The sequence below is a fragment of the Rhodococcus sp. BUPNP1 genome (assembly GCF_002215235.1).
Classification (GTDB): Bacteria; Actinomycetota; Actinomycetes; order Mycobacteriales; family Mycobacteriaceae; genus Rhodococcus.
Genome location: NZ_NERM01000008.1, coordinates 175,756 through 192,792, shown reverse-complemented (window position 1 = coordinate 192,792; position 17,037 = coordinate 175,756). Strand labels below are relative to the sequence as shown.

Annotated in this window: 15 protein-coding genes; 7 read left to right on the top strand and 8 right to left on the bottom strand. The window is 67.9% G+C overall.

Translation table 11 applies throughout. The annotated features are described in order from the left end of the window. Positions 1-121 precede the first annotated feature (121 nt). Positions 122-2,551, top strand: coding sequence for an ATP-dependent Clp protease ATP-binding subunit (locus tag B9C99_RS11075; RefSeq protein WP_088897835.1), 2,430 nt, complete (start codon positions 122-124; stop codon positions 2,549-2,551). 64 nt (positions 2,552-2,615) lie between these two features. Here the strand turns inward: B9C99_RS11075 and B9C99_RS11070 are convergent, their stop codons facing one another. Continuing rightward, positions 2,616-4,010 carry a maltokinase gene (locus B9C99_RS11070; protein ID WP_016695680.1) on the bottom strand — a complete coding sequence of 465 codons (1,395 nt, stop codon included), beginning with the start codon at positions 4,008-4,010 and terminating at the stop codon, positions 2,616-2,618. Then, positions 4,007-5,830, bottom strand: a complete 1,824-nt coding sequence (gene treS, locus B9C99_RS11065) for a maltose alpha-D-glucosyltransferase (RefSeq protein ID WP_016695679.1) — start codon at positions 5,828-5,830, stop codon at positions 4,007-4,009. Before treS ends, B9C99_RS11070 begins: the two co-directional genes overlap by 4 nt. Before the next feature lie 125 nt (positions 5,831-5,955). Between treS and B9C99_RS11060 the strand changes: the two genes are divergently transcribed. Both B9C99_RS11060 and B9C99_RS11055 read left to right on the top strand, forming a co-directional pair. Further along, positions 5,956-7,140: an acyl-CoA dehydrogenase family protein gene (locus tag B9C99_RS11060; protein WP_172414917.1), complete on the top strand. Its 1,185-nt coding sequence runs from the start codon at positions 5,956-5,958 to the stop codon at positions 7,138-7,140. Positions 7,141-7,317: 177 nt separating this feature from the next. Next, a complete protein-coding gene (locus B9C99_RS11055) occupies positions 7,318-7,944 on the top strand; it encodes a GAF and ANTAR domain-containing protein (RefSeq protein WP_088897833.1) in 627 nt (208 codons plus the stop codon). A 5-nt stretch (positions 7,945-7,949) separates the two neighbouring features. Here B9C99_RS11055 and B9C99_RS11050 read toward each other — a convergent pair whose 3' ends face one another. Then, positions 7,950-8,411 (bottom strand): PPOX class F420-dependent oxidoreductase, encoded by a 462-nt coding sequence (locus B9C99_RS11050; protein ID WP_016695676.1) that lies wholly within the window; start codon positions 8,409-8,411, stop codon positions 7,950-7,952. Positions 8,412-8,434: 23 nt separating this feature from the next. Next, positions 8,435-8,839, bottom strand: a complete 405-nt coding sequence (locus B9C99_RS11045) for an SRPBCC family protein (protein ID WP_016695675.1) — start codon at positions 8,837-8,839, stop codon at positions 8,435-8,437. A gap of 162 nt (positions 8,840-9,001) precedes the next feature. On the opposite strand from B9C99_RS11045, the gene B9C99_RS11040 reads away from it, so the two are divergent. The 3 genes from B9C99_RS11040 (at position 9,002) to B9C99_RS11030 (ending at position 11,913) form a co-directional block, all read left to right on the top strand. Then, a complete protein-coding gene (locus B9C99_RS11040) occupies positions 9,002-9,613 on the top strand; it encodes an acetate uptake transporter family protein (protein ID WP_016695673.1) in 612 nt (203 codons plus the stop codon). 236 nt (positions 9,614-9,849) lie between these two features. Further along, positions 9,850-10,947: a 3-deoxy-7-phosphoheptulonate synthase gene (locus tag B9C99_RS11035; protein WP_088897832.1), complete on the top strand. Its 1,098-nt coding sequence runs from the start codon at positions 9,850-9,852 to the stop codon at positions 10,945-10,947. Between the two features lie 81 nt (positions 10,948-11,028). Further along, positions 11,029-11,913 carry a glycosyltransferase family 2 protein gene (locus B9C99_RS11030; RefSeq protein WP_088897831.1) on the top strand — a complete coding sequence of 295 codons (885 nt, stop codon included), beginning with the start codon at positions 11,029-11,031 and terminating at the stop codon, positions 11,911-11,913. Between the two features lie 118 nt (positions 11,914-12,031). Here the strand turns inward: B9C99_RS11030 and thpD are convergent, their stop codons facing one another. The 3 genes from thpD to B9C99_RS11015 all read right to left on the bottom strand — a co-directional run bounded on the left by thpD (position 12,032) and on the right by B9C99_RS11015 (position 15,314). Next, positions 12,032-12,922, bottom strand: a complete 891-nt coding sequence (gene thpD / locus B9C99_RS11025) for an ectoine hydroxylase (RefSeq protein WP_016695669.1) — start codon at positions 12,920-12,922, stop codon at positions 12,032-12,034. Between the two features lie 193 nt (positions 12,923-13,115). Next, positions 13,116-14,120 carry an AraC family transcriptional regulator gene (locus B9C99_RS11020; protein ID WP_026061800.1) on the bottom strand — a complete coding sequence of 335 codons (1,005 nt, stop codon included), beginning with the start codon at positions 14,118-14,120 and terminating at the stop codon, positions 13,116-13,118. Then, a complete protein-coding gene (locus tag B9C99_RS11015; protein ID WP_088897830.1) occupies positions 14,121-15,314 on the bottom strand; it encodes a pyridoxal phosphate-dependent aminotransferase in 1,194 nt (397 codons plus the stop codon). 112 nt (positions 15,315-15,426) lie between these two features. Here B9C99_RS11015 and B9C99_RS11010 point away from each other — a divergent pair, with 112 nt between their 5' ends. Then, the gene (locus B9C99_RS11010; RefSeq protein ID WP_088897829.1) at positions 15,427-16,011 is read left to right on the top strand and encodes a carboxymuconolactone decarboxylase family protein; all 585 of its coding nucleotides are present in this window, start codon (positions 15,427-15,429) and stop codon (positions 16,009-16,011) included. A 3-nt stretch (positions 16,012-16,014) separates the two neighbouring features. Here B9C99_RS11010 and B9C99_RS11005 read toward each other — a convergent pair whose 3' ends face one another. Next, entirely contained in the window at positions 16,015-16,941 is a 927-nt protein-coding gene (locus tag B9C99_RS11005) for a sigma-70 family RNA polymerase sigma factor (RefSeq protein ID WP_088897828.1), read from the bottom strand. Between the last annotated feature and the right edge of the window lie 96 nt (positions 16,942-17,037).

Genomic DNA, 17,037 nt, shown 5'->3' with positions numbered 1-17,037 from the left:
TGCACAACATTAATGGCCACAACTCGATACGTGTTCCGGATCACTTCCATGTGGGAATTGAGGGCGCACTGGGCACGTTAGTTGAGTGAGAATGGCTCAAGTTCGACAGAAAGGCTTCGGAATGCCGGCATTCTTCGGGCCTGGTGGCCCCGGCCGAATCGACATCACACGTTTCATGAGCCGCGGTACCCAGGATCTCCTCGCCCACGCAGCGCGCTACGCCACCGACCGTGGCGACGCGGAACTCGACGTGCTGCACCTCCTCCGCGCGATGGCGGAGCAGGATCCCTCCCGCACGGTCATGATGCGCGCCGGAGCCGACCCCGCCGACGTCGCTACCGCCGTCGACCAGCGGCTGCCGCAGAGCCGCCCCGGTGAGGCCGTCTCCGCACCCGCACTGACCGGTGCCGTGAAGACCGCGCTCCTCGAAGCGCACCAGCTCTCGCGTGCGCTCGGCTCCACCTACATCGACCCCGAGCACCTGTTCTTCACACTCGCGGCCGACCAGACCCGCGCTCCGGGACGTCTGCTGGCGTCGCTGGGTGTGACCCCGCAGGCGTTGCAGACCGCACTGCAGCCCACCCCCGCGGCTCCCGTCGCGGAGGAGACCCCGACGCCGACGCTCGACAAGTTCGGCGTCGACCTCACCGAGCGGGCCCGCGGCGGCGGCATCGACCCCGTCATCGGCCGTGCCGACGAGATCGAGCAGACGATCGAGATCCTCGCCCGACGCACCAAGAACAACCCGGTGCTCGTCGGTGAGGCCGGCGTCGGCAAGACCGCCATCGTCGAAGGACTCGCCCAGCGCATCGTCGACGGCGACGTCCCGGACATCCTGCAGGACAAGCGGATCGTCCAGCTCGACCTGACGGCGATGGTCGCCGGGACCCGCTACCGGGGTGACTTCGAGGAACGCCTCACCACGGCGCTCGACGAGATCACCGCCCAGCAGGGCAAGCTCATCGTCTTCATCGACGAGATCCACACCGTCGTCGGCGCGGGCGCCGGCAACGAGGGCGCGATGGACGCGGCGAACATCCTCAAGCCGAAGCTCGCCCGCGGTGAACTGCACGTCGTCGGCGCGACCACCCTCGACGAGTACCGCAAGCACATCGAGAAGGATCCGGCGCTCGAACGTCGTTTCCAGCCCGTCACGGTCGACGAGCCCGCACGCGACGACGCCGTCGCGATCCTGAAGGGTCTCGCCGATCGGTACGCCGAGTTCCACAAGGTCCGGTACACCGACGAAGCACTCGAAGCGGCCGTCGACCTGTCGATGCGGTACCTGCCCGACCGGCACCTGCCGGACAAGGCGATCGACCTCGTCGACCAGGCCGGTGCACGACTGCGCCTGCGGGTGCCGCGCACCGACGTGACCGAACTGCGTTCGCGGCTGGACGAACTCGAAGCCGAGAAGGACCGCGCCGTCGAGGCCGAACAGTACGAGGAGGCCTCGCGCATCCGCGACGAGATCCTCCGCATCCAGGCGCGGATCGACGGTGGCGATGGTGAGGGCGACGGCGAGGGAACTCCCACCGTCGACCCGGAGCTGATCGCCGAGATCGTCTCGCGAGCCACCGGGGTTCCCGCCTCGCAGATGACCCGTGCCGAGAAGGAGAGGCTGCGCACTCTCGAGGACGAGCTGCACAAGCGCGTCGTCGGGCAGGACGAAGCCGTCCACGCCGTGGCACGCGCCGTGCGGCGCAGCCGCTCCGGCATGAGCGACCCGCGTCGTCCGGTGGGCAGCTTCCTGTTCCTCGGCCCCACCGGCGTCGGCAAGACCGAGCTCGCGAAGGCACTCGCCGAGGTCCTCTTCGGCGACGAGCGCACCATGCTGCGCATCGACATGAGCGAGTTCGGCGAACGCCACACCGTGAGCCGTCTCGTCGGTGCCCCTCCCGGTTACGTCGGCTACGGCGAGGCCGGGCAGCTCACCGAACAGGTGCGTCGCCACCCCTACTCGGTGGTGCTGCTCGACGAGATCGAGAAGGCGCACCCGGACGTGTTCAACACGCTGCTGCAGGTCCTCGACGACGGTCGCCTCACCGACGGTGAGGGACGCACGGTGGACTTCACCAACACCGTCGTCATCATGACCAGCAACCTCGGTTCGGACATCATCTCGAGCCGCAGTGGCGCCCTCGGCTTCACCACCGGTGACGCCGAGGCAGCCGAGAAGCCGCTGCGCGACCGGGTCATGGGACGGCTGCGCGAATCGATGCGGCCGGAGTTCCTCAACCGCATCGACGAGATCGTGATGTTCCGCAAGCTCGACGACGACCAGCTGCACCGGATCACCGAGCTGCTGCTCGACGACAGCCGGAAGCGGCTGCAGAGCAAGGGGATCGATCTCGAGGTCACCGCCGACGCGGTGGCGTGGATCGCCCGCAACGGTCACCAGCCGGAGTTCGGTGCCCGACCGTTGCGCCGCTCGATCTCCCGGGTGGTCGACGATCGCATCGCCGACATGCTGCTCGACGACGCGCTCGCCGAGGGCAACCGGGTCACGGCGGACGTCGTCGACGACGAGCTGCTGCTCCAGGTGAGCTGACCCGCACGACGAGGAAGGGGAGAGATGCCACGGCATCTCTCCCCTTCCCGTGTTCGGGCGGTGCTCAGCGGGTGGTGAGACGACGGATCGCCTCGAGCGGCAGGTGCAGCCACGAGGGGCGGTGCCGTGCCTCGTAGACCACTTCGTAGACCGCCTTGTCGAGCTCGTAGCCGCGCAGTAGGACGTCGGAGTCCCGCGGATCCGTTCCCGAGGCGGCCGCGTAACCGTCGCAGAAGGCGGCGCAGTTGCGCTCGGCCCACTCCCGGGCCCGGAACTCCCGCTGCGACTCCACGGCCGCGCCCTGTTCGGATTCACGGATCGAATGGTGCGCGGCGTAGTCGAACGACCGCAGCATTCCCGCCACGTCCCGGAACGGGCTGTCCGGCTTGCGGCGCTCCTCGAGGGACTTCGCGGGCTCGCCCTCGAAGTCGATGAGCAGCCAGCGCTCGGGGGTGCGCAACACCTGTCCGAGATGTAGGTCGCCGTGGATGCGGTGTACCCGCACCTTGCCCAGCGCGGCGACCTCGCCGAACCGGGCCCGGATCGCGTCGGAGAGTTCGACGAGCTCGGGGACCTCGGCCGCCGCAGCCTCGAGCCGGTGGATCATGCCCTCGGCCAGTTCGGAGGCGTCGCGTTCGTCCGTGCCGAGCGCCGAGCCGAGATGGGCGTGCACATCCGCCACGGCCGCGCCGATGCGGTGCGAGTCCCCGGCGAAATCGGTGCCCACCTCGTCGGCGCGCAGATCGCCTTCGAGGAGCAGATCCCGGACACTGCCGAGCGCCATCGACCAGCCGTCGGCCGAGTTCGCCGCGAAGTCCTGCACCATCGCCAGCGTGGTGCGGACCCCGTCGACCTCCGCTTCGATCCAGGCCCGGATCGGGGCGATCGACCGGCACCCGTCCTCACCGAGTGCGAGGGGCAGCTCGACGTCCGGATTGATGCCGAGCGTGAGCCGACGGAACATCTTGAGCAGCAACTTCTCTCCGAGCACCACGGAGGTGTTGGACTGCTCCGCGCTCAGCGCACGCCCGCGCAGGCCCTGTTCGATGACCGCACCCGGCACGGTGTGGAGCTCCACCGCACCGGCGGGGGTGCCGCTCGCCAGATTCCGCGAGTACCGGTCGAGGATCTCCTGATCGCGGAGACCGTCGTAGACGTGCAGGCCGTGGTCGTGGGCGTCGTCGGGACCGACCACGCTCCACGACTGCAGTTCCTCGGGGAGATGGGGGCGGAAACCGAGGGGCACCTGATAGATCTGGTCCGCCGTCGAGTCGAACGAGACCTTCACGATCACGTGGTCGGCGCCGAAACCGGGCTCTTCCACGAGCGGATGACGCAGGACGACGCCGATCCCGGTGACGGTGTGGCCCTTGGCCGCGAACCATCGCTGGTGCGGCATCCACTCGCGCAGGTCCTCGACGAGCCGCTCGTCCGGGTAGAGCTCGTTGTTGCTCGTCATGGCTGTACCGCCGCTTCCGCTTCGCTGCTCACCGGATGCTCGCCCGGTCCCTCCTTCGACGGATCGGGTTGCAGGGCGAACCAGAAGAATCCGTGACCGGGCAGGGTGATCATGTAACCCTCCTCCGTGATCGTCGGGAACGGGACGGACCCGGTCAGCTCCACCGGGATCCACCCGGCGAAGCGCGACAGATCGAGGACGACCGCCTGCGGATAGCGCGACAGGTTGTTCACGCACAGGATGACGTCGCTGTAGTTGCGTTCCGGGCCGGGCGCCATCTCGCGCAGGTAGGACAGGATCGCGGGATTCGCGCTGCCGAGTTCGGTGAACGAGGCCTTGCCGAAGGCCGGATGCTGCTTGCGGACCTGGATCATCCGCCGCGTCCAGTGCAGCAGCGAGTTCGTCGAGTTCATCTGCGATTCGACGTTCACCGCCTGGTACCCGTAGGTGGGATCCATGATCACCGGCAGGTACAGCCGGCCCGGGTCGGCGCGGGAGAAACCCGCGTTGCGGTCGGGGGTCCACTGCATCGGGGTCCGCACCGCGTCGCGGTCGCCGAGCCAGATGTTGTCGCCCATGCCGATCTCGTCGCCGTAGTACAGGACGGGAGAGCCCGGCAGGCTCAGCAACAGGGCGGTGAAGAGCTCGAGCTGGTTGCGGTCGTTCTCCAGCAACGGCGCCAGACGACGGCGGATGCCGATGTTGGCGCGCATTCGCGGGTCGGTGACGTACTCGGCGTACATGTAGTCGCGTTCCTCGTCCGTCACCATCTCGAGGGTCAGCTCGTCGTGGTTGCGGAGGAAGATGCCCCACTGGGCGGTCTTCGGGATCGGTGGGGTCTGGGCGAGGATCTCCGAGATCGGGAAGCGGTTCTGCCGCCGCACCGCCATGAAGATGCGCGGCATCAGCGGGAAGTGGAAGGCCATGTGGCACTCGTCGCCGATCTCGGGTTCGCCGAAGTACTCGACGACGTCGGTGGGCCACTGGTTCGCCTCCGCCAGCATCACCCGGCCGGGATATTCGGCATCCATCACCGCACGGCACTTCTTGAGGAAGGCGTGCGTCTCGGGGAGGTTCTCGCAGTTGGTCCCCTCGCGCTCGAACAGATAGGGGACCGCGTCGAGGCGGAACCCGTCGATGCCGAGATCGAGCCAGAAGCGCAGGACGTCGAGCATCGCGTCCTGCACTTCGGGGTTGTCGTAGTTCAGGTCGGGCTGGTGGGAGAAGAACCGGTGCCAGTAGTACTGCTTGCGCACCGGATCCCACGTCCAGTTCGACGTCTCGGTGTCGACGAAGATGATGCGGGCTTCCTGGTACCGGTCGTCGACGTCCGACCACACATAGAAGTCGCCGTACGGCCCGTCGGGGTCGCTCCGCGATTCCTGGAACCACGCGTGCGTGTCGGACGTGTGGTTCATGACGAGGTCGGTGATGACGCGGATACCGCGCTTGTGCGCCTCGTCGAGGAAGATGACGAAATCCTCGACCGTGCCGAATTCCGGTAGCACGGCACGGAAGTCGCGGATGTCGTAACCGCCGTCGCGCAGCGGTGAATCGTAGAAGGGCGGCAGCCAGATGCAGTCGGCGCCGAGCCACGCGATGTAGTCGAGTTTCTCGGTCAGCCCCCGCAGGTCGCCGGTGCCGTCGTTGTTCGAGTCGTTGAAAGCGCGGGCGAGGACCTCGTAGAACACCGCGGTCTTGAACCAGTCCGGGTCCACGGGCAGGCTGCGCGCATGGGCGAAGTCCTCGGCCCGGCTCTCGACGAGATGACCGTCTTCGGTGTGTTCGTATTCGGGTACTCGGTCGGACGGATCCGGCATGGCACCTCCGTGCTCGTCGCGTCGCAGGATGGACTCGCCCCAGAATGCCCCGGCGGACGGATTTCCACACCCGTACCGGACGGAACGCTATGTGAGTGCACGTGTGCGCCGATACATTGGCGGGCATGACTGCGAACCGGCCCGAAGGGCGGGTGGCCGAACTGTGCACCCGCATGCGTTCGTTCATCGACGACGAGGTGATTCCTCTCGAGCCCGTCCTGAGCCGCCACGACGACAAAGCTGCCGAGGCGCTCGCCGGTCTGAAGGACAGGGCGAAGGAACTCGGGTTGTGGGCCCTGGGGCATCCCGAGGAGATGGGCGGGGGCGGGGTTCCCTTCCTCGACTTCGTCTACCTCAACGAGATCATCGGCCGCTCCGAGTACGGTCAGCTCGCGGTGGGATCGGTGTCCATGCAGGACGCCCTGATGATCCAGCGGCACGGCACCGCCGAACAACGCGAGCGCTGGATCCCCGGGCTCGTCTCCGGAGACATCCTGCCCTCCGTCGGCATGACCGAGCCGGAAGTGGCCGGATCCGACCCCGTGCTCGTGCAGACCACCGCACGGCTCGAGAACGGCGAATGGGTGATCGACGGGCACAAGTGGTTCACCACCGGCGCCGCGCAGGCCGGCTACTGCACTGTCTTCGCCCGGACCGAACCCGAGTCGACGCCGCTGCACCGCAGCATCAGCGCGATCATCGTGCCCATCGACACCCCCGGACTCGAGATCGTGCGGGCGATCCCCACGATGGGGCACGACCCGAGCGATCACTACGAGGTGCGGTACGACGGTGTGCGGGTTCCCGAGGAGAATGTGCTCGGCGAACGCGGCAACGGCTTCGTCGTCGCGCAGGACCGGCTCGGGCCGGGACGGATCTTCCACTGCATGCGATGGCTCGGCCAGGCCCAACGAGCCTTCGAACTCATGTGTGCCCGCGCCAACTCGCGCTTCGCCCACGGATCGCTGCTCGCCGAGAAGGGTGAGATCCAGCGCTACATCGCCGAATCCGCCGCCGACATCCAGGCCGCACGTCTGATGACGCTGGACGCCGCGCGGGTGATGGACGCAGGGGAGGACGCCCGGGTCCAGATCGGGCTCATCAAGTTCCGCGGCGCGCAGATGCTGCACCATGTCGTCGACCGCGCGATCCAGGTGCACGGGGCGCTCGGTCTCACCGCCGACACTCCGCTCGAGGGGATGTACCGGCGGGCGCGCTACGCCCGCATCTACGACGGCCCCGACGAGGTGCACCGGATGTCCACGGCACGGCGGATGCTGCGCGACCCGGAACGCGTGCCGTGGCGGTAGACCGCCGGCCGTTCGTGATCGGTCCGATCGGCTCCCCGCCCTAGGGTCTTTCGGCACGCCGGGAGGCGGGTGCAAGTATGTGGCGTGGCATCGGGGGAGGTCGGCAACAGGGAGCGGTCGAGCGGCGCACGGCCCGAGGGACGATGGCGCTGTTCCATCGACGAGGTGGCGCGCAGGATGCGCGCCGAATCCGCGTGTCTCGACGACACCCTGCGCCTGATCACCTCGTCGGCCGTCGAGTTGATCCCGGGCGCCGAGCAGGCCGGGATCGCGGTGCGCACGTCCGGTCTGTGCTTCGAATCCCGCGCCGCGACCGGGCCGCTGCCGAGCGTGGTCGACGCACTGCAGCGGGAAGCGGGCGACGGCCCCTGCGTGGAGTCGATGCGGGAGCGCAGGACGATTCTCGTCACCGACATGCGATGTGAGAGTCGTTGGCCTGCGGTCTCTTCCGGATCCGCGGCCGCCGGTGTCGGATCGGCGTTGGTGCTGTGCCTGTACACCGGCGAGGTCCACGGAGCGCTGCACGTGCACAGTTCCCGTGCGGAAGCGTTCGACGAGCACAGCGTCGATGTGGGCACGAGCCTGGCGACCCACGCGGCGATCGCGCTGGTCGCCTCCCGTCAGGAGGAACAGTTGCGCGACGCACTCGCGTCCCGCGACGTCATCGGGCAGGCGAAGGGCATGCTCATGGAACGCTTCGCGGTGGGCGCCGACGACGCGTTCGTCCTGCTCCGGAAGCTGTCCCAGGAACGCCACGTGCCCCTGCGACGGATCGCGGGGCACGTGGTCGACGCAGGGCGGTGAGGTGTCTACGCCAGTTCGGGTGGGAAGCCTCCCGTGGCCACCGGACCCCAGCGGGTCGGGGTGATCCGGATCAGCGACTTGCCCTGATCGCGCATGGCCTGCCGGTACTCGTCCCAGTCCGAATGTTCACCGGCGATGTTGCGGAAGTACTCGACGAACGGTTCGACGTCGTCGTGGGCATCGATCACCTCCGCGGTTCCGTCGACCTGCACCCATGCGTCGTTCCAGTCGTCGGACAGCACGACGACACCGACCTCCGGCCGGCTGCGGGCGTTGCGGGTCTTGGCGCGCCGGGGATAGGTCGCGATCACGATGCGGCCGCTGTCGTCGACGCCACCGGTGACGGGGGAGGCCTGCGGTGTGCCGTCGTCGCGCTGCGTCATGAGGATCATCCGGTGCCGGGGCCGGACGAAGTCCAGCAGTTCCTGCAGGCCGACTGCGGTGTTGGTGGCGATCTTGCGGGCCATTCACGTTCTCCTGTTCCGAAGGGTCACGACTCGAGGAGCGCCGCGAGTCGCGCGAGGTCCTCTTCCACCATGCGCGTGTCGCGGTCGAACTCGTCGTCGGGCAGTTCGATCTGCCGGACGGTGAAGACGACCTCGGCACCGTCCGGGTGGGGGAGTACCCGCATCGGGTTGTACACCGTCGTCCCCGACGGCAGTGTCACCTCGTGGTCGAGCACCCCGTAGTCGTTGGCGCCGACGAACCGCACGGTGACCTCGCCCATCGGGGACTCCGCGACGAGGGTGTCGCCGACCCGCCGTACCTCGCTCCGCGCCAGACCGGCCGCCCACTTCGGCAGGTTGTCGGGATCCGCGGCGAACTCGTAGACCCGGCGCGGTGTGCACCGGACCACCCGAGCGACATGGCGGCTGCGAACGACGTGCGTGCTCATGCTCGCAACATTAGAAGTTCGGGAGGTCGATCGCCGACGGAAATCGGCTTCCCGTTCGCCGCACGCACACCGGTTCCCGAGGCGCACACTGGAAGTGTTCGAACCATCCGAAGGAGGCCCGGGAGCCTGCGCCGGGTTCTTCTCCTCCGAAGGAGCCGGCGGATGTCGTACACCGAAGACGACCCCAACGAAATCGCGGTCCCCGTTCACAGAGGCGCCCACATCGCCGACCCCGGACCTCTGGGTCTGGCAGCCTTCGCCCTCACGACGTTCATCCTGTCCTGCGCCAACGCCGGGTTCATATCGGCGGAGGCGGAAGCCGCCGTCTTCGGGGTGGCGTTGTTCTACGGCGGTCTCACCCAGCTCGCCGCCGGAATGTGGGAGTTCCTGAAGGGCAACGTCTTCGGGGCGACGGCCTTCAGCTCGTACGGGGCGTTCTGGTTGAGTTTCTGGTATCTGGTCACCTACACCGCCGAGGAGATGGGTGCCGAGCGGCACGTCGGGGTGGGCATCTTCCTGCTGGCCTGGACCATCTTCACCGTCTACATGTGGTTCGCCAGTACCCGGATCAGCGCGGCTCTCTTCGTCACCTTCTCGGTGCTCCTCGCCGCCTTCGTCTTCCTCACTCTCGGAGCGCTGCTGGAACAGACCGGTCTGACGAGGGTCGGTGGTTATTTCGGGCTCGCCGCTGCCGTCGGCGCCTGGTACACCTCCGCGGCCGGGGTGCTCAGCACGACCTTCGGGCGTGTCGTCCTGCCCACGGGTCCACGCTGACGAGGCACCTCTCCGTCTCCGCACCACGGGGGTGGTTTGACAGGCGCATCGGCCGTCCTGGTACAGTCCGGAGCTATGCAGCGTGCATATTTCTGGTTTAGCAGGCCGGCCCGGGGTGGGTCGGTCGGCGTGACCACGCGCTGACTTCTTCACCTACGAGCCGGATCCAGACCGGCTCGTCGGAATCTCAGGTTCTCTCGGGTCGGACTCCGAACCACCGAGAACAGGAACCATCGATGAGCCCCAGCACCGGAACCGCGACCACCGGAATCTCCACGTCGAATCTCGACGAACAGCGCACCGTCAAGGTCAGCCCCCTCGTCGCCCCTTCCGAGATCCGTGCCGAGTACGCACCCGACGCCGTCGTCGCAGCGACCGTCCGTTCGGGTCGCGCCGGCACTGTCGACATCCTCGACGGCGCCGACGACCGCCTCGTCGTCGTGGTCGGCCCCTGCTCCGTGCACGACCCGGCCGCCGCGATGGACTACGCGCGCCGTCTGGCCGCCAAGGCCGAGGAACTGCGCGACGACCTGCACGTCGTGATGCGCGTGTACTTCGAGAAGCCGCGCACCACGCTCGGATGGAAGGGCCTGCTCAACGACCCGCACCTCGACGGCACCTTCGACATCAACACCGGCCTGCGCATCGGCCGCAAGCTGCTGCTCGACGTCTCCGGTCTCGGCCTGCCCGTCGGCTGCGAGTTCCTCGATCCGATCCTGCCGCAGTACTACGCCGACCTGGTCACCTACGGAGCCATCGGCGCCCGCACCGCTGCGAGCCAGGTCCACCGCCAGCTGTGCAGCGCGCTGTCCATGCCCGTCGGCATCAAGAACTCCACCGAAGGTGACGTGCAGGTCGCGGTCGACGGCACCCGCGCCGCAGCGGCCAGCCACGTCTTCCCCGGCACCGACCTCGACGGTCAGGCCGCGCTCATCGAGACCGTCGGCAACCCGGACTGCCACGTCATCCTGCGCGGTGGCAGCGCGGGACCGAACTACGACGCCGAGACCGTGGCCGACACGATGGCCCGCCTGCGCAAGGCCGGTCTGCCCGAGCGCGTCGTCATCGACGCGAGCCACGGCAACAGCCGCAAGGACCACAACAAGCAGGTCGACGTCGTCACCGATGTCGCCGAGCGCATCGAGGCCGGCGAGAAGGGCATCGTCGGACTGATGCTCGAGAGCTTCATCGAGGCGGGACGTCAGGACCTGACCCTCGGCGAGGCCGACAAGCTCGACTACGGCACGTCGATCACCGACGCGTGCATCGACTGGGACACCACCGCTGCGCAGCTCGACCGCCTCGCGCAGGCCGTGCGCACCCGCCGCGGCTGAACCGTCTGCGGCGCGAAGGGCCGGCGGAGTCGTCAGCGATGACGAATCGCCGGCCCTCGTCGGTCCGGTAGCGTCGGTTCCATGGCTACGAACAGGTTGTCGATCGTCGTGCCGGCCCACAACGAGGAGCGTTACATCGCGCAATGCCTCGCGGCGCTGCTCGCCCAGAAGTCGGAAATCCACGAAATCCTGGTCGTGGACAACAATTCGACCGATCGAACGGCGCAGATCATCGAAGCCATCGCCGCCGGCGAGCCCCTCGTGCGACGGATCGTCGAGCCGCGCCCGGGTGTCGCATTCGCGCGAAATGCCGGGTTCGATGCGGCCACAGGCGATCTCATCGGTCGGATCGATGCGGACACGCGGGTTCGTCCCGGCTGGGCGCACACCGTCCGCAGCTTCTTCGCCCGCGACGACACCGCGGAGGTGGGAGCGATCAGCGGACTCAGCAACTCCTACGATTCCCCCTACCGCAGGCTCAAGCAGTGGTACATCGACAAGCGGGTGGCGCAAGGAACATTCGGTGGGGAAAGGCGGATCGACAACCTGCACGGCGCGAACATGGCACTGCGTCGGTCCGCGTGGGAGCAGGTCCGCGACGCCGTCAGTACCGACCCGAAGATCCACGAGGACATCGACCTCGCACTGTGTCTCCGCGAAGCGGACATCGAGATCGCCCAGCTCACCGAACTGTTCGCCGACGTGTCGCCGCGCCGGGCCTATACACCGCCGAGCGAGTACGAGGCCTACATCCGGTCGGGCATCGACACTTTCGAACTGCACGGCAGGCTCACGCCGCAGATCCGCAAACTCATCCGTCTGCAGTCGCGTCTCCACGTGATCGTATATGCGGCATACCGGCCCTACGATCGCGAGCTGGGCAGGTTCACCCTCCGGCGCGCGATCTTCGGCTCACGCGGACGTGCCATGCCGATCGACATGCAGGAACGCACGACATCTCCGTGACGATGGCGCCGTGCCCGCGGCGCCCCGACCACGGCGCCCTGTCGGCGGCGCCCCGACGACGGCGGCCGGGACGCCACAGGGCGTCCCGGCCACAGCCGTGGGAAGTGCTCACCTCATGTCACGTCAGGGGCGTGAAGTCGCGGCTGCCCAGATAGGACGGACGCGGCTTCGACGCGGCGAACGGTTCGACGAGCGTGTTCTCGACGCTGTTGAACACCACGAACAGGTTCGAACGCGGGAACGGCGTGATGTTCCCGTTCGAACCGTGCATGCAGTTCGAATCGAAGACCGTCGCCGAGCCCGCCGGACCGGTGAACGTCGCGATGCCGTGCTCGGCCGCCAGCCGGGTGAGAGTGTCCTCGTCGGGCGAACCCGTCGGCGGAACATGGGTGACCAGCGACTCGCGGTAGTAGTCCTCCGGCGTCTCACCCGCGCACGAGACGTACGTCCTGTGCGAACCCGGCATGATCATCAAACCGCCGTTGTAGCCGTAGTTCTCGGTCAGAGCGATCGAGATGCTCAGTGCACGCGGCTTGGGCATACCGTCCTCGGCGTGCCACGTCTCGAAGTCCGAATGCCAGTAGAACGGGCCACCGCGGAAGCCGGGCTTGACGTTGAGCCGCGACTGGTGGACGTACACATCGGATCCCAGCAGTTGCCGTGCGATACCGACGATCTCGGGCCTGCGGATGATGGAGTCCACGAGATCGCTGAGCCGGTGCACATCGAAGACCGAGCGGACATCGCCGCTGCCCTGTTCGCGGACCACACGGTCGTCGTCACCGAGCTCCCGGCCGAGTCGTGCGGTCTCCTCCAGAAGGTTTCCCACATCGTGTGCGGCGAGAAGTCCTTCGGCGGTGTGGAAACCGCGGCGGTCGTATCCGGACACGGCCTCGGCGTCGAGCGGCCCGCCGTCGGCCGAACCCCAGACGACGGGATCCTTCCTCTCGACGGACTCGCAGGCGGTGCGACCGCGGGTCGGATAGTCGTCGCGAACGATCGTGCGCATAGCTCGTAGATCACCCTCTCGAAAGTCGATGACGGTTCGCTTCCGACGTTCCCATTGAAAATGCCGGAATGCAAGCCGGACCCCGGCATGTCCGCATGACCGGGTCCTCGCTCAAAACTCCTGGTCGAATCGAGTTTTGTTCCGGAACCGGGCGGGTACCCGGCGGGGTCGCGACGGTCGGCAGTCGTGAGCGTCAGCGGTGTTCTCGGTATGCGCGAGGGGTGTTTCCGGTCCATCTCTTGAACGCCCGGCGGAAGGCGCTCGGCTCGGAGAAGCCGAGCCGGGACGACAGATCGTCGACCGCCTCACCACGTCTCAGCCCCGCGATCGCGAGGTCGCGGAGGACCTCCTCGCGCAACTGTCCCAGCGACGTCCCCTCCTGACGGAGCAGCCGGCGCAGATGGGGAGGGCTCACCGCGAGCCTGCCGGCGATGTCCTCGGCGGTCGCCGTCCGGCCTTCGATGCCGGACTCGAAGATCCGCCGCACCTGGGACGACACCGTCGACTCGTACTCACGTTCGGAGAGAATGAGATTCGGGGAATCTCGCAGGTACTCCTCGAGCGATTCCTCGGTCTGTACGAGCGGCGACTTCAGCGCGGCATTGTCGATCTCGAGTGCGGCCCGTCCCGCGCCGAAGGTCACCGGCACACCGAAGATCGCGTCGTAACTGCGGGCCAGGACGGGATCGGGTTCGGTGTACGGCAGGAAGACCGATTCGAGGGGGACGCGCCCGCCCACCAGCCACGCGGCGAAGCGGTGCAGCAGCATGAGAAGGAAATCCACCACCACGCGGGTCTTGTCGTCCACGACCTCCGGCAGTTCCACCTCCAGGAAGGTGGTGGACGCACCCGGGGTCAGGCTCAGTTGCGGCAGTGACCGGATGACATGGTTCACCTCGATCATCCGTTGCAGAGCGTGATCGAGATCGGGCCGATGGATGAGGGTCAGGCACATCACCCGGAAGGTGCCGCGGGGCACGGGAGCTTCTGCGATGCCGAAGAGTTCGTCGTCGGTGATCTGCCAGACCACCTGGGTGAAGCGACTGACCTGGGCGGGCGTGAGCCGCGCATGGGGATGGGTGAGGACCGCGCGGCTGATGCGCGCTGCCTCGAGGGCCGGTTGCAGATCGATGCCCTCCTCGGCTCCCACCCGTACCGCTCGGGACACGAAGTCCGACGGGATGGTCGGTCGTAACATCTAGCGCGCCTCCTGCAATCCGTTCAGACGTGCCACCGCTTCGGTGAGCACCTCGTCCCGCTTGCAGAATGCGAAGCGCACCAGATGGTTCCACGACGCGGTGTCGTCCACGAAGACGCTCACCGGTACCGCGGCCACCCCGATGCGGCCCGGAAGCTCCCGGCAGAAGGCCACCGCGTCGGTCCGGCCGAGGGGTGTCAGATCGGCACACACGAAATACGTTCCGGCGGAGTCGAACACCTTCAGGCCGGCCTCGGAGAGTGCGTGGGACAGGAAGGTTCGCTTGCGTTCGAGGTCGGCACGCATCGACGCGATCCAGTCCTGTTCGTGCGTCAGCGCATGTGCGACCGCCGGTTGGAACGGCGCTCCACCGACGAACGTCATGAACTGTTTCGCGGCGCGCACCCCGTCGATCAGCTCGCGCGGACCCATCGCCCACCCGATCTTCCATCCGGTGACGTTGAAGGTCTTGGCGGCACTCGAGACCGTGATCGTCCGTTCGGCCATGCCGGGCAACGATGCGAGCGGGATGTGCGTGCGACCGTCGAAGACCAGATGCTCGTACACCTCGTCGGACAACACCAGCAGGTCGCGTTCGCAGGCGAGCTCGGCCAGGGCGGTCAGCGCTTCGCGGTCGTAGACGGTGCCGGTGGGATTGTGCGGGCTGTTGACGACCAGCATCCGTGTCCGCTCGGTGACGGCGGCGCGCAGGGCGTCGACGTCGAGCACGAAACCGTTCCCGGAACGGGTCAGCGGCACGGTCCGGCGCGTCGCGCCGGCGAGCGCCACCGACGCCGCGTACGAGTCGTAGTACGGCTCCGTGAGGAGCACCTCCTCGCCGGGTTCGACGAGCCCGAGGATCGCGGCGCTGATCGCCTCGGTGGCGCCGACGGTGACGAGCACCTCGGACTCGGGGTCGTGGTGCAGGCCGTACCGCGCGGCGCGGTCGGCGGCGACGGCCTCGCGCAGGACCGGCATGCCGGACCCGGGCGGGTACTGGTTGACCCCCTCGGCGATGGCGCGGCGGGCGATCTCGAGCATGGCGGGCGGACCGTCGACGTCGGGAAAGCCTTGCCCGAGGTTGATCGCACCGTGCCGGACGGCGAGTTCGGTCATCTCGGCGAAGATCGTCGAGGCGAACGGTCGTAACCGGGAGACCGTACGAACTCGTCCCGAAGTCGTCGAATCAGCCATTCCTGCAGCGTAGCGCCCGCGGTGTCACATCCGTGCGGCCTGCCTCGTCTCCATGATGTAGGCCACCTCGAACCGGCGGAGTATCCGTCGGTCGCACCGGAAGGACACCGTCATGGCACGACTCGAAGCCGTCGCTCCCGACCGCACCGGTCCGATGACCCGTGCGATGTATGCGCTCGCCCGCCGCAGATTCGGTTCGGTCCCCGAACCCTTCGCGGTGGCCGCGCACCATCCGCGGTTGATGCGTACGAGCGGAGTCCACGAGATGCTCGCCCAACGCGCCTCCACCGTCCTGCCCGCCGCGGTCCGGGAGATCGCGGTCTACCGCGTGGCGTGGACCGTCGGATGCTCGTGGTGCATCGACTTCGGGACGATGCTGCAGCGACTGGACGGACTCGACACCGAACGACTCGCCCACATCGCCGAGTACGAGACCTCCGATCTCTACAGCGACGACGAGAAAGCGGCGATCGCCTACGCCGATGCGATGACCGGCGACGTGGCGAAGGAGGTCACCGACGAACAGGTCGCCGACCTCGAGCGTCGTTTCGGGCCGGCGGGCGTCGTCGAACTCACCTACCAGATCGCGCTCGAGAACATGCGTGCGCGCATGAACTCGGCGCTGGGCATCCACGATCAGGGATTCAGCACGGACGCCTGCCGGGTGCCGTGGGCCGACGAAGTCGGGAACGCATGACACCTAGTCGAAGATGCTGTCGGGCAGGAGCACTCCGCGTCCGAGCTTCTCGGGGTTCGCGATGTCGTAAGCCGCCCAGATTCGTCCGTCCCGCACGGTCCACGCCGTCACGCGCGGAGGGAAACCCGGGCGACCGTTCTCGGCCGGACGACCGCGGTTCAACAGACCCAGCTCGCCGTTGACGAGGACCGGTTCGAAGGCCGTCAACGCCTCGGCTCCGTAGAGCCGCAGCAGTCCGAGGATGAACCGCGCGACCTTCTCGGCCCCGATTACGACGTTCAGCGCCGTGCGCGTCGTGCCGCCGGCGTCGCCGATCATGCGGGCGTCGGGATGGAGCGCGGCGACGACGGCGTCGAGGTCGGCGCCCGCGAAGGCCGCGACGAGCCGCCCGACGGCTTCCTCGTGTTCGGCCGGTGAACTCGGCGGTGGAACGGCCGAGACCGTACGGCGGGCGCGGGAGGCCAGCTGGCGGGCGGTCGAGGTGGCGACGCCGAGGATGCGGGCGATGTCGTCGAACGGGATGTCGAACGCGTCGTGGAGCACGAACGCGACGCGCTGTGCCGGTGTCAGGTTGTCGAGGACGACGAGCGCGGCCAGCCGGTTGTCCTCGTGGCGCACGATCTCGTCGAGCGGGTCCGGGGGAGCGGGGGAGCCGAGGGGCGTCACGACGGGTTCGGGTAGCCACTGGCCCACGTAGGTCTCGCGGCGCACCGCGGCCGAGCGCAGTCTGTCGAGGCACAACCGTCCCAGGACGGTCGTCAGCCAGGCACGCAGGTCGCGCACCTCGGAGACATCCGCGCCCGCGAGTCGCAGCCATGCGTCCTGCACGGCGTCCTCGGCGTCGGCGATGCTGCCGGTCAGGCGGTACGCCACCGACAGCAGGTGGGTGCGGTTCTCCTCGAATGTCTTCTGGGTGCTCTCGTCGAGCATGGGAACGATGCTAGACGCGATCGGCCCCGGGGCGAAGGGGTGTCGATCGCCCGTACGGACGCCGTCGGACGCCTATTCTCGTCCTCGAACGGAAGG

Coding starts and splice junctions, on each gene's coding strand:
- B9C99_RS11005 (WP_088897828.1), bottom strand. CDS start 16,941: ATGCTCGACGAGAGCACCCAGAAGACATTCGAGGAGAACCGCACCCAC.
- B9C99_RS11035 (WP_088897832.1), top strand. CDS start 9,850: ATGAGCCCCAGCACCGGAACCGCGACCACCGGAATCTCCACGTCGAAT.
- B9C99_RS11020 (WP_026061800.1), bottom strand. CDS start 14,120: ATGTTACGACCGACCATCCCGTCGGACTTCGTGTCCCGAGCGGTACGG.
- B9C99_RS11015 (WP_088897830.1), bottom strand. CDS start 15,314: ATGGCTGATTCGACGACTTCGGGACGAGTTCGTACGGTCTCCCGGTTA.
- B9C99_RS11045 (WP_016695675.1), bottom strand. CDS start 8,839: ATGAGCACGCACGTCGTTCGCAGCCGCCATGTCGCTCGGGTGGTCCGG.
- B9C99_RS11075 (WP_088897835.1), top strand. CDS start 122: ATGCCGGCATTCTTCGGGCCTGGTGGCCCCGGCCGAATCGACATCACA.
- treS (WP_016695679.1), bottom strand. CDS start 5,830: ATGCCGGATCCGTCCGACCGAGTACCCGAATACGAACACACCGAAGAC.
- B9C99_RS11060 (WP_172414917.1), top strand. CDS start 5,956: ATGACTGCGAACCGGCCCGAAGGGCGGGTGGCCGAACTGTGCACCCGC.
- B9C99_RS11010 (WP_088897829.1), top strand. CDS start 15,427: ATGGCACGACTCGAAGCCGTCGCTCCCGACCGCACCGGTCCGATGACC.
- B9C99_RS11070 (WP_016695680.1), bottom strand. CDS start 4,010: ATGACGAGCAACAACGAGCTCTACCCGGACGAGCGGCTCGTCGAGGAC.
- B9C99_RS11030 (WP_088897831.1), top strand. CDS start 11,029: ATGGCTACGAACAGGTTGTCGATCGTCGTGCCGGCCCACAACGAGGAG.
- B9C99_RS11050 (WP_016695676.1), bottom strand. CDS start 8,411: ATGGCCCGCAAGATCGCCACCAACACCGCAGTCGGCCTGCAGGAACTG.
- B9C99_RS11040 (WP_016695673.1), top strand. CDS start 9,002: ATGTCGTACACCGAAGACGACCCCAACGAAATCGCGGTCCCCGTTCAC.
- thpD (WP_016695669.1), bottom strand. CDS start 12,922: ATGCGCACGATCGTTCGCGACGACTATCCGACCCGCGGTCGCACCGCC.
- B9C99_RS11055 (WP_088897833.1), top strand. CDS start 7,318: ATGCGCGCCGAATCCGCGTGTCTCGACGACACCCTGCGCCTGATCACC.